This is a genomic window from Citrobacter sp. R-1.5.2, from assembly GCF_035064245.1.
In the GTDB taxonomy this organism is placed as follows: Bacteria; Pseudomonadota; Gammaproteobacteria; order Enterobacterales; family Enterobacteriaceae; genus Citrobacter.
The window spans coordinates 240,496-253,466 of record NZ_JASEYC010000002.1 but is presented as its reverse complement, the minus strand read 5'-3'; the positions used below and the strand labels follow the sequence as shown (position 1 = coordinate 253,466).

Genomic DNA, 12,971 nt, shown 5'->3' with positions numbered 1-12,971 from the left:
ATGATGCCGAATTATGTAAATAACAATAAACGAGGCCGCCGGCTGGATAAAAAACCGGCGGCATGCGGGATCATGCTGTTCGAGCCACCGCATCACGCGAAGCCGCATCACGTTCATCGCCCAGCAGTTCACTCAATTGCCCATTACGCATTTCCAGCAAACGGTCTGCATGAATAAAGTAATGATCGTCATGGCTAATGGCAAAAATGGTTTTGCCCATCTCCTGCATCAGCGGTAACAGGACCTGATAAAACTCCCGGCGGAAATGCGGATCCTGATCGGCGGCCCATTCATCCAGCAGAATAATGTCGCGCTCCTCCGCTAAGGCCAGCAACAGCGCCACTCGCTTTTTCTGCCCTTTCGACAGCTTCAGGTTGAGAATGCGCCCGTCGTTCAGCTCCAGCTTGTGCGCCATTTGCAGATGTTCCAGCCACTTCGCGACCAGAGCAGGAGAAGCGTCTCTGCCTTCGGGTCCTAACAATTTGTCAAACAGCCAGACGTCGGTAAACACCGCAGAGAACAGCTTACGGTAGTCCTCCGGTTTTTCGACAGCAACCGCCTTGCCATCCAGTAAAATCTCACCAGACTGCGGCTGGTACAACCCGGTCAGCAACATCGCCAGCGTGGATTTACCGCTGCCATTACCGCCAATCAGGAAGATCAGTTCACCACGACGAATGGTCAGATTCACTGGCCCAACGGAGAACGCATTATCCTGATAGTGGAAAACCACGTCACGCAACTCCAGCGTTTGCCAGTTCGGAAATGCGGTTGGCCGCGGGAATTCTGCCTTGAAGGGAACCAGGGAAAACTTATTCAGCTTATTGAACGCCACCTGTGCCGTCAGCAGCGTCGGCAGCGCGCCAACGGCGGAGAGCAATGGCGTGCGCAGGAATAGCAACGTCAGCGAATAGGTTGCCGCCACCGCGGTATCCGCCCAGCCCAGACTGTTGGCCATCCAGAATACCAGGCCAATGGCGCCCAGCATCATGATGTTCGACCAGTTGACCGCGCTCAGGTGGAAGGTATCAGCACGAATAATATGGTGGCGGTATTCTTTGGCATCCGGGACGTACAGCTGGTTAAAGATATGCTCTGCACGCTCACGGTTGAGCGTCAGCTCTTTGCGCCCTTCCAGCACCGTCTGGTAGTCGTTGTACAGCTTGTCTTCGGTTTCACGCAGGGTAGCCATGTGTTTATACACCCGCGCCACCAGCACAAATCCGCCCCAGATGGTGATTGCCATCCAGATTGCCGTCACCAGCAGCATTTTCGTCGACAACATGGCCAGATACGCCGCCGACCCCACGGTCAAAATAATCCCCTGTACCAGCTCAGGCAGGCGCACAAAGGCAATGGTAATGTTACGGATATCGCTGGTTAAACCGGCCAGTAACGAGGCGCTACCGATTTGCTCGATACGCTCGACGTGAGTGTCCAGAATACGTTTGATAAATTCGCTACGCAGACGGTAGACAAAGTGGTGTCCCAGCGTGGTGAGCGCCAGCTGTGAACCGAGGGTGACGACCATCAGTAACATCAGCAGGCCAAGAAACTCCGGTAGCACCATCAGCGTGGTGTCGACCGTTTCAATCAGGCGCTGATTGATAAACGCAATCAGCCCAATCCCCAGCGCGGCACTGGCAAGGCTGAGCGCCATGACGCTGATAAATGGCCAGCGATACTGCCGCCAGACAAGAAGTAAAAGTTCCATGCAAACAACCCGGACAAGTAATAACAGCCCGCAGTTTAAACATCTCTTCGCTCACAGCAATAATAATTCTTATTTTTATTCTTTTTTACCTGCCTGGCGAAACGTCAGGTTGTAACGACAATCCCCCGTCAATGGATGATACCCAGTTTTGAGAGGCTGGACGCCGTGATAAAACAGCCGCGAGTTCCCCCCCCATACCACCACATCACCATGCTCCAGCAATACTCGCTTTAAGGGATCGTTGCGCCGTAAGCCACCAAACTGAAAAATTGCCGGCAGGCCCAGCGATACAGAGACGATAGGCGCTCGCAGGTCAGGTTCATCTTTATCCTGATGTAAAGACAGTTTTGCCCCCGGCGTATAGCGATTAATAAGGCAAGCATCCGGTTGAAAATCAGGATAGCCTGCGGCCGTTGCCGCCTGATGGCACAGCTCAGCAAAGACCTCGGGTAATGGCGGCCAGTGAGCGCCAGTTAAGGGATCGACCGGTGAATAGAGGTAGCCATGTTGATCCGTTGTCCAGCCCAGATGGCCACAATTCGTCATGGCTACCGACATCGTATAGCCGCCTGGGGTGACCATCTGGCGAAACGGCGACTGCCTGGCTGTCGCCGCGATTGCCCGCAGTAAAGCAGGTGCGGATTCAAATGCAAAACGCCGCAAAATCACCGCACCTGACGCCAGCGGCTCGTGCCAGGGTTTCTCATCTGCAAAGAGATCGAGCATTATGTTTCCTCGCGGGTGGCTTCACGTTGCAACAGTTGCGCTTTGCGCGTTATTCCCCAACGATAGCCAGAAAGCGCGCCGTCGCCACGGATTACACGGTGACACGGGATCACAATGGCCAGTTTGTTCGCCGCGCAGGCGCTGGCGACGGCACGCACCGCCTTCGGCTTGCCGATAGTGCTGGCCAGTTGCTGATAACTCACCGTCTCACCACAAGGGATTGCCCGCAGCGCTTGCCATACCTGTTGCTGAAAGGCGGTTCCCTGAATATCCAACGGCAGTGACAGTGCAGTATTGCGCGTATTAATCACGGTGATCACCTCACGCACATGTTGTTGAAACTCCGCATTGGCGGGCTCGTCACGTGCTGTCGGAAACAGTTCATGCAATTCTGCTATCAGCGTAGCATCGTCGTCGCCCAGCAAGATCGCGCAGATCCCCCGTTCACTTTCCGCGACCAGGCAGCGACCCAGAGCGCAATCTGCGAGGGTATAGCGCACAGAAACATTACCGCCGCCTTGACGAAATTGCCTGGCGGTCATGCCTAACGCCTGATCCGCTTTGCGGTAATAGCTGCTGCTGTCGGGGAATCCGGCGTCAAGAATCGCCTGCGTGACCGGTGCGCCTTTTGCCAGCGCCTCACGCAGACGACGGGCACGCCATGACTGTTGCCAGGCCTTTGGGGTCATTCCGGTGGTTGCTTTGAACAGGCGATGCAGGTGAAACGGACTCATCGCAACATGCTGCGCAAGAGCTTCCAGTGTGAGGGGGGACTCCTGCTCCAGTAACTGACAGGCGTGGGCTATTTTGTTCAGCCGCTGCTGTTGTGCGCTGTCTTTGTCCGGCTGGCAGCGTTTGCAGGGGCGAAACCCTGCCGCCTGTGCCTGCTCTGCATCCGCGAAGAAACTGACATTTTTGCGCAGCGCATGTTTTGCCCGACAGGACGGCCGACAGAAAATGCCGGTAGTCTGAACAGCAAAAACAAACTGACCGTCAGCACCCGCGTCACGGTCCAGCACAGACTGCCAGCGTTCATCATCAGTTATGTGTAAGAGATTTGTCATGATGGACTCCTTTGTTAAGCATAGCGCTTAGCCTCAGTGTGTCCGCATTGCGGGTTATAAAAACCCGCAATCTTGCTTTTTAATTTTTTTCGCTGACCAGGAAGCTTTTAAATTGCGGCGACATCCAGGTTTTAAACCCGTCGCCTTCTTTAACAATCATATACACCGCCAACCCTTCGCGACGCACGACTTCTTTGGCCTTTTCCGGGCCGAGCACCATTAGCCCGGTATCCCACCCGTCAGCCTCCAGCGCCGTGGGTGCAATCACCGTCACAGAGACCAGATTGTGTTCAATAGGACGACCGGTTTGCGGATCGATGACATGGGACAGACGTTTTCCGTCCAGTTCGTAATAGTTGCGATAGCTACCGGAGGTGCTGATGCCATGTCCATTGATATCGACAATTGCCTGTACCGCGTTTTCACGATCGGTTGGTTTCTGTATTGCTACACGCCACGGTTGCCCCTCGGCATTCATTCCACGGCTGTTCAGAGCACCACCAACAGAAACCAGATAGCGGGCGATCCCTTCCTGTTCCATCAATCGCGCCAGATGGTCAGCCGCATACCCTTCCCCCACGGTGGAGAGATCAACATACAGCGCCGGCAGATCTTTCTGCAGATAATTCTGGTGCGCCTCATTAACCACCTTCAGATGTGCAAGCCCGGTTTGCGCTTTTGCCGCATCAATTCTTGCCTGCGTAGGTGTATGCAGCGGTTGCTGCTGTGGACCAAAGCCCCACAGATTCACCAACGGACCGACGGTGATGTCCATCGCACCGTCAGTTTTTGCGCCAATACGTAACGCCGATGTCACAATATCCGCCAGCGCATCATTCACCGGCCACGGTGACAGGCTTTTTGACTGGTTAAAACGCATCAGCGCAGAATCGTTCTTGTAGGTAGAAAGCAGTTGATCATCAGCATCAAGCTGAGTCTGGATCTTCGCCTGCAACTCTCCGGCGCGTTTGTCATCCAGGCCAACTACACTGACCCGCCAGAAGGTGCCCATGGTTTTACCTTCCAGGACTGTCGCGGTTGAGAACGGGGTCTGGGTTGATTTCGGGGCCTCATCGCACCCAACAAAAAAGAGTGTTACAGCCAGGAGCGCTGCACGACAAAAAATCATATCCATACGTGATTACCCTTATGAAAACGGGCGCAAGAGTACACCAAAAAAGAGTGTTTGTACGTCAGAAAAACGGCATTAAAAAAGGCCCCGTAGGGCCTTTGATAGAAATAAATGCAGATTAGAACTGGTAAACCAGACCCAGTGCTACGATATCATCGGTAGAGATACCGGCATTACGGGTAAAGTTGTTGTCATCCAGCAGGTTGATTTTGTAATCAACATAGGTGGACATGTTTTTGTTGAAGTAGTAGGTCGCGCCAACATCAACATATTTCAGGATATCCTGGTCGCCGTAGCCGCTGTCCAGATCTTTACCTTTGGACTGCAGGTAAGCCACAGACGGACGCAGACCGAAGTCGAACTGGTACTGAGCAACAGCTTCGAAGTTCTGCGCTTTGTTTGCCCAGCCCAGTTTGCCTGCACGCGTTGCGTTGTAGGTCTGGGTGTACTGTGCTGCCAGGTAGACGTTGTTCGCGTCGTATTTCAGACCGCCAGTGTAGGTTTCAGCACGATCGCCGGTACCGAAGTTCAGCTTGTTCTGCTCATCAGTACGTTTGGAGCTGGTAACTGCGGTACCCAGGGAGAAGCCTGCGCCGATATCATAAGTGATAGATCCGCCAACGCCGTCACCGTTCTGATTCAGTGCGTCACGACCGTTGCCAGTCACGCCGGTCATGCCTTCACCTTCCGGACTACCGTTTTTACCCTGGTACTGCAGGGCAAAGTTCAGACCATCAACCAGACCGAAGAAATCAGTGTTACGGTAGGTTGCAAAGCCGTTACCACGCTGCTGCATGAAGTTGTCAGAACCGTAGGTATCGCCGCCGAATTCCGGCAGGACGTCGGTCCAGGACGTGACGTCATAAACCACGCCGTAGTTACGACCGTAGTCGAAAGAACCTGCATCAGCGAATTTCAGACCGGCAAACGCGACACGCGTCCAGGCGTTGTTTTCGTTTTCAGAGGAGTTACCCATGATCTGGTATTCCCACTGGCCGTAACCGGTCAGCTGGTCGTTTACCTGGGTTTCACCTTTGAAGCCGATACGCATATAGGTCTGATCGCCATCTTTAGTAGAGTCATCAGAGAAATAGTGCAGACCGTCGACTTTACCGTACAGATCTAATTTGTTGCCGTCTTTGTTGTAAATTTCAGCCGCATTTGCTGCGCCTGCTACCAGCAGAGCCGGTACCAGGAGGGACAGTACTTTAACTTTCATGTTATTAACCCTCTGTTATATGCCTTTATTGCTTTTTTATGCCACTGCTCACTGGCTAACCCTCATTAACCAGTCGGCAACTTCATTCTCCGCAAAAACACAGAATAATCCAACACGAATATGATACTAATACTTTAAAGATGTTTCATTTATCTATGGAGATGTTTCAAAATATTAACAAAACGGAACTTTTTTTAATTAAGAAAATGGGGCAAATAAGCACGAATAGTCAAGAATCATTATAAAATACCTATACATCAATCACTTGCACAAAACACAACCATAGCACTGAATGATAAAAAAAAATCTTCACTCGCAACTAAAATAGACTCGCTATCATCATTAACTTTATTTATTACCGTCATTCATTCATGAATGTCTGTTTACCCCTATTTCAACCGAATGCTCTGCGTTCGGTTTTTTTTTACCCTTCTTTACACAAACATCACTGTTCTGTGCTACCGATGAAAAACTATAACGACTATTAACTATCTCACCTGTTCACCATCGCTTATAAATCAGGCAAATAATTTCTTGTTATTTAATGCTAAATCTGTAGGTTTCATACCTCTATTTGTACTGTTAGTGACCGGCTGTACACGTTTTCATTGCCTGCCTGGCAACGATACACAACAATAAAAAATGCAGCTCACCGGATGTTGCGTAAGTATGGCAATTCATACATTACCCTTTATACTGCCCCTTCATCTTTAGCGTCGTTTTAACAGGTCATAAACACGAATGAGTCAGTCTGACACAACGGCTTCTACCCGATTCTCCCTGCTTCCGGGAAGTATTACCCGTTTCTTCTTATTACTGATCGTGGTGCTGTTGGTGATGATGGGCGTGATGGTCCAGAGCGCGGTCAACACCTGGCTAAAAGATAAGAGCTATCAGATTGTCGATATCACCCACGCAATTCATAAAAGGGTGGATACCTGGCGATACGTGACCTGGCAAATCTATGACAATATTGCAGCGACAGCCAACTCATCGACTGCTGACGGGTTACAGGAAACCCGACTCAAGCAAGATGTCTACTATCTTGAAAAACCCCGTAGAAAGACTGAAGCACTGATTTTCGGCTCGCATGACAGTTCTACGCTGGAAATGACCCAACGTATCTCAACCTATCTGGATACACTGTGGGGCGCAGAGAATGTCCCATGGTCAATGTATTATCTGAATGGTCAGGACAATAGCCTGATTCTTATCTCAACGCTGCCGCTGAAAGATCTCACTTCCGGCTTTAAAGAGTCGACAATTGGCAACATTGTCGATTCGCGCCGCGCTGAAATGTTACAACAGGCCAATGCGCTCGATGAGCGTGAAAGCTTCTCGTCCCTCCGCCGGTTGGTCTGGCAAAACGGCCATTACTTCACGTTGCGCACAACCTTTAATCAACCAGGACATCTGGCAACCGTGGTCGCGTTTGACCTGCCGATTAATGATTTGATCCCCCCGGGCATGCAGTTGGACAGTTTTCACCTGGAGCCTGATGCCACGTCTACGGCTGAGCATCTCAGTGAAAAAGAGTCGCCTGACAGCGTCAGCATCAACTTTAACAATAGCAAGATTGAGATCTCCTCAGCGCTAAATTCAACGGATATGCGACTGGTCTGGCAGGTTCCCTTTGGTTCATTACTGCTTGATACGCTGCAAAGCATTCTGCTGCCGCTGTTACTGAATATCGCTCTGCTGGCGCTGGCGCTGTTTGGCTATACCACTTTCCGCCACCTTCCTGCCCGTTCAAACGAAGTGGCGCCAAACCTTGTCGCAAATAATGAACTCCGGGTGCTTCGCGCAATCAATGAAGAAATTGTTTCGCTGCTGCCGCTGGGATTATTGGTACACGACCAGGAATCCAACCGCACGGTTATCAGCAATAAAATTGCCGACCATCTGCTGCCACATTTAAATCTGCAAAATATCACCAGTATGGCGGAGCAGCATCAGGGGGTCATCCAGGCCACAATCAATAATGAATTATATGAGATCAGGCTGTTCCGCAGCCAGATCTCAGCCCGCACGCAGATCTTTATCATTCGCGACCAGGATCGCGAAGTACTGGTCAATAAAAAGCTGAAACAAGCGCAGCGACTGTATGAGAAAAACCAACAGGCTCGCGCCGCCTTTATGCAAAACATTGGTAGCGCACTGAAAGATCCTGCCAAAACGCTGGCCATAAATGCTGCTGCACTCAATACGCCCGACAGCCAGAAACTGGCAAACCAGGCAGACGTGCTGGTACGTATGGTCGATGAGATTCAGTTGGCCAATCTTCTGGAAAGCGATGACTGGAAAAGTGAATCAACGCTGTTTTCCGTGCAGGCGTTAATTGACGACGTAGTACCTGAAGTACTGCCAGCCATCAAGCGTAAAGGGTTACAGCTGCTGATTAAAAATCACCTGAGCGCCAATGATGAGCGCCGCGGCGACCGCGATGCCCTGCGTCGTATTTTGCTGCTGCTCATCCAATATGCCGTGACCACGACGCAGATTGGCAAAATTACGCTGGATGTCGACCAGGATGAATCGGAGGCAGAGCGTCTGACCTTCCGTATTCTGGATACGGGGGAAGGCGTCGCGCTGAATGAAATTGATAATCTGCACTTCCCGTTCATCAATGACACGCAGAGCGATCGATATGGCAAAGCGAATCCACTCACGTTCTGGTTGTGCGATCAACTCGCACGCAAATTGGGTGGACATCTGAATATTAAAGCGCGGGAAGAACTTGGAACGCGTTATATCGTCCATGTTAAGATGCCGCTACATGACCAACATGCTGATAATGAAGAACGGTTGTTGGATGACGTCTGCGTGATGGTTGACGTCACCTCGAATGACGTACGCAGCATTGTATTGCGTCAGCTGGAAAACTGGGGAGCAACCTGCATCACCCCCGATGAGCGACTGAATAGTCAAGAATATGATCTCTTTATCACTGATAATCCGTCTAATCTTACTGCCTCAGGCTTGCTTTTAAGCGATGATGAGTCTGGCGTGCGAAAAATTGGCCCCGGTCAGCTGCGCGTCAACTTTAATATGAGTAATGCTATGCAGGAAGCTGTCCTGGAGCTAATAGAAGAACAACTGGCGCAAGAAGAGATCCAGGAACTCCCCCTCGGCGGTGATGAAAACGCCGAACTTCATGCCAGTGGTTACTATGCACTCTTTGTAGACACAGTACCGGATGATGTTAAGAGGTTGTATACTGAGGCAGCAACCAGCGATTTCGCTGCGTTAGCCCAAACGGCCCATCGCCTGAAAGGCGTGTTTGCCATGCTTAATCTGGTACCCGGCAAGCAGTTATGTGAAGCGCTGGAACATCTTATTCAAGAGAAAGATGCTCCAGGTATAGAAAAGTACATCAGCGACATTGACGTTTACGTCAAGAGCTTGCTGTAGCAAGGTAGCCCAATACATGAACACTATGAACGTAATTATTGCCGATGACCATCCGATTGTACTGTTCGGTATTCGTAAATCACTTGAACAAATCGAGTGGGTGAACGTTGTCGGCGAATTTGAAGACTCCACTGCACTGATCAACAATTTGCCTAAATTAGATGCTCATGTGTTGATTACCGATCTCTCAATGCCGGGAGATAAATATGGTGATGGGATCACGTTAATTAAATATATCAAACGCCATTTCCCGAGCCTGTCGATCATCGTTTTGACCATGAACAACAACCCGGCCATCCTGAGCGCGGTACTGGATCTCGACATTGAAGGGATCGTGCTGAAACAAGGTGCGCCAACTGACCTGCCTAAGGCACTGGCGGCACTGCAAAAAGGTAAGAAATTCACCCCGGAAAGTGTCTCTCGCCTGCTGGAAAAAATCAGCGCCAGCGGCTATGGCGACAAACGCCTGTCACCGAAAGAAAGTGAAGTTCTGCGCCTGTTTGCCGAAGGTTTCCTGGTGACTGAAATCGCTAAGAAGCTCAATCGCAGTATTAAAACCATCAGTAGCCAGAAAAAGTCTGCAATGATGAAGCTCGGCGTGGAAAACGATATCGCCCTGCTGAATTACCTGTCATCCGTGACGTTAAGCCCGTCAGACAAAGAGTAATTCGTTTTCATATCATCTGCCTGAAGGCATCGCGTTTATCTGGCCTACGAACAATACAGCGTTGTGTATGTTCTGTAGGCCGGATAAGGCAAACACCACTACCTAGCCTCTTTTATCCCCGCGTTTTTCTCACGCGTTCCGCATAGACAGTCAACGTCTGCTTCAGCACGTCTAACGTCACTGGCTTGGACAAACAGCTGTCCATTCCCGACTCCAGACAGCGCTGCTTCTCTTCCGCCAGAGCATTGGCCGTCACACCAATAACCGGCAGCGTTAACCCCAGTTGGCGAATACGTTGCGTCAAGCGATAACCATCCATATTCGGCATGTTTACGTCGCTCAGCACGATATCAATATGGTTTTTACTCAATACATTGAGCGCGTCCACACCGTCGTTGGCGGTTTTACACTGATACCCCAACGATCCGAGCTGATCGGCCAGTAAACGGCGGTTAATCGGATGATCGTCAACCACCAGAATCATCATGTCATCGTTTGTGGCTCCCACTTTGTCCGGAGCTGGCAGCGCGGTGGAAAGCGCTTCACTACCCAGTTCAACGCTGTAGATATGCGCCAGCAGCGCGGGCAACTCGTGCGGTGATGCCACGCTGTGCACCCACTCTCCAGGCGTTCTTTCCAGTGGAATACCAATGTGGCGACGACAGAAAATCACCATGGCTCGTCCCTTCCACGTCTGCTCCAGCACATCATCAGCAATCAATACATCATTTGCATCAGGTTGCTGCCCCTCATAACGCAGCACCGTCATCCCGGTACGCGTGAGGCTGGATTCGATAAAGTGATAGAGTGACGCGTTTCGCACGGCCAGCCAGCAGCGAGTACTGGCAAGACCATCCACGCTTTTATTCTGTGGGTACTGGGCACCATACAGCGGTATCCGCAGCGTAAACTGGCTCCCCATACCCGGTTCAGAATCGACGGAAATATCCCCGTCCATCATGCTGATCAGTTTCTCACAGATAGCCAGACCCAACCCGGTCCCCTGGAAATTACGCTGCACGCCCGTCCCCACCTGGAAGAAGGGATCGAACAGACGAACGACTTCTTTGGCCGGGATCCCCACGCCAGTATCACGCACACGAATGCTGAGGTAGTCGCCGCTGCACTGAACATGCAGCACAATACAGCCGGTATCAGTAAATTTAATCGCATTACTCAACAGGTTAGAAATAACCTGCTGTAAGCGCATCGGATCGCCATTTAATGCCACGGGCACATCCGGTTCGATGAAACAGTACAATCCCAGTTGCTTGCGTACCACCAGCGGCAGATAGTTGGCCGTAATATGGCTCATCACTTCACGCGGTGAAAATTCGCGCGGTTCAATCTTCAACTGTTCGGATTCAATTTTCGAGAAATCAAGAATATCGCTGATAATCTTCAACAACAGGCTGGAGGAATTATTCATCGCCGTCACCAGGCGATCCACTCCGCTGGGCAGTTCTTTCGTTTGCAGCAGGTCAAGGTTACCGATAATGCCATACAGCGGCGTGCGTAGCTCATGACTCACCGTTGCAAGGAACATTGATTTTGACTGGCTGGCCTGTTCCGCCGCCTGCGCCATCTCCTGTAACGACTCTTCCATTTTCACGCGAGCACTCACATCGACCAGGACGCATATCGCTACGTTCTCATTGCGATAACGTGAATGCACAAAGCTGATTTGCAGATTAGTATTATTGCTGGTCAACACATCGACGAAATTAACCTGCTGGCCGCAGATAATTTGTGTCAACCGTTGCCTGTCTTCATGCGTCAGCATGTTGAGATAGGTATGCGCCAGCTCGTTGCTCAGAATGTTAATGCCATCAATTGTGCGCAGAATACAAATACCGACCGGCGCAGAAGCCACGATTTTACGGTTAAACTGCTCATGCTCTTCCAGGCGTTGGGCATCGCTTTCCGCTGGAATAAAAATACGCCGCTCATACATGCGCGTCAGCATAAACAACGCCGCACCTACCAGCACATTCAGCAGAACCGCATTCAGGATCATCATGCGTATCCGCTCCAGCACCAGATCGACCGGCACGGAGTACACAATACTGAGCGAGGATGGCGGCAGGTTTTTCTTTAACACCAGATTGCGAAAACCCGGCGTGTAGCCAAACCACGAGCGCTCCTGCATCCAGCGCGGTTCAGACTTAATAGTGCCTTCAGGACCGGTGAGTGAAATCAGCGCATGACCATTTTCATCAAGGATGGTCACCCCCATCGGCAAACTGCCCGGTGTGAAGAAGTTCTCCATGCGAATCGGCTGTTCCACACCCAGTAACGCCTGCAGACGATTGGCAAGATAGACCGGCGTCAGCGCATAAAAATACCCCACCCCTGGACGTGGCCCCTGGCTTATCCAGAACAGGTTATTGCCGTTTTCTTCCTGCGGGGCATTGCGATACTTAATGATGCGCTCATGCAGCGCTTTCAGCGCCTCGTCACGTTCGACAGGCATATCCCGCAGACCAAAATTGGCCATACAGAGGTTATCGCTGCCGATCAGGAACACGCGGTTCAAATCATAAGCCGCTGAAAAATTGTCGCGCCAGTAGCGCATAAACCACGCTAATGACTCCAGCGAGCCACGCCAGGCATTACCCATCACCGCACAGTCGGAATCGGCAAACAGCGGTTCAAAATTCGGCACCACGGTTTTATCATCCCGTGCCCGCAATGACATCACGCCGTTTTCTGCCGTTAACCGGTTTTCAGCAATGTATTTCAGCTCTTTTATCACGTCAGAAGTACGCTGAATGTAGCGTTGGGCCTGATCGGAGCTGAGATTAAACTCCTGGCGGATCTCAGACTCTCGCTGGTGCAGCGCATTCACAATGTAGAACACCGAAACAAAAGCAATCAGACACCAGACCAGTAAGGCCAGCGCTCTGAACAGGTAGCGTGAGACTTTTAGGGTTGAATGAACGGAAGCAAGGTATTTCAAAGGGGCGAAGCTCCGCCTCAGGATATCAATAGAGTGTGGTTAAGGTAGCGGTAAATGTCCGGCGTCGCAATGCCCTCTC

General features: G+C 51.1%; 8 protein-coding genes. 2 read left to right on the top strand and 6 right to left on the bottom strand.

Going from position 1 to position 12,971, the window contains the following annotated elements; all coding sequences use genetic code 11:
- Window positions 1-70: 70 nt before the first annotated feature.
- The 5 genes from QMN38_RS05215 to QMN38_RS05195 form a co-directional block, all read right to left on the bottom strand.
- Window positions 71-1,714 (bottom strand): multidrug ABC transporter permease/ATP-binding protein, encoded by a 1,644-nt coding sequence (locus tag QMN38_RS05215; protein ID WP_271440104.1) that lies wholly within the window; start codon window positions 1,712-1,714, stop codon window positions 71-73.
- Window positions 1,715-1,789: 75 nt separating this feature from the next.
- Entirely contained in the window at window positions 1,790-2,440 is a 651-nt protein-coding gene (gene alkB, locus QMN38_RS05210) for a DNA oxidative demethylase AlkB (RefSeq protein ID WP_416348253.1), read from the bottom strand.
- The gene (gene ada / locus QMN38_RS05205) at window positions 2,440-3,504 is read right to left on the bottom strand and encodes a bifunctional DNA-binding transcriptional regulator/O6-methylguanine-DNA methyltransferase Ada (RefSeq protein WP_323604649.1); all 1,065 of its coding nucleotides are present in this window, start codon (window positions 3,502-3,504) and stop codon (window positions 2,440-2,442) included. The genes alkB and ada overlap by 1 nt, the downstream gene beginning before the upstream one ends.
- 79 nt (window positions 3,505-3,583) lie before the next feature.
- Complete coding sequence (gene apbE / locus QMN38_RS05200) at window positions 3,584-4,639, bottom strand: FAD:protein FMN transferase ApbE (protein WP_323604648.1); 1,056 nt, start codon at window positions 4,637-4,639, stop codon at window positions 3,584-3,586.
- Between the two features lie 115 nt (window positions 4,640-4,754).
- On the bottom strand, window positions 4,755-5,855 hold the full coding sequence (locus QMN38_RS05195) for a porin OmpC (RefSeq protein ID WP_271440107.1): 1,101 nt from the start codon (window positions 5,853-5,855) through the stop codon (window positions 4,755-4,757).
- Between the two features lie 741 nt (window positions 5,856-6,596).
- Here QMN38_RS05195 and rcsD point away from each other — a divergent pair.
- Together rcsD and rcsB are read left to right on the top strand one after the other, a co-directional pair.
- Window positions 6,597-9,266 carry a phosphotransferase RcsD gene (gene rcsD, locus QMN38_RS05190; RefSeq protein ID WP_271440108.1) on the top strand — a complete coding sequence of 890 codons (2,670 nt, stop codon included), beginning with the start codon at window positions 6,597-6,599 and terminating at the stop codon, window positions 9,264-9,266.
- Between the two features lie 16 nt (window positions 9,267-9,282).
- Entirely contained in the window at window positions 9,283-9,933 is a 651-nt protein-coding gene (rcsB, locus tag QMN38_RS05185; protein ID WP_003027592.1) for a response regulator transcription factor RcsB, read from the top strand.
- A 112-nt stretch (window positions 9,934-10,045) separates the two neighbouring features.
- Here the strand turns inward: rcsB and rcsC are convergent, their stop codons facing one another.
- Window positions 10,046-12,892 (bottom strand): two-component system sensor histidine kinase RcsC, encoded by a 2,847-nt coding sequence (gene rcsC, locus QMN38_RS05180; RefSeq protein WP_323604647.1) that lies wholly within the window; start codon window positions 12,890-12,892, stop codon window positions 10,046-10,048.
- Window positions 12,893-12,971: the final 79 nt, after the last annotated feature.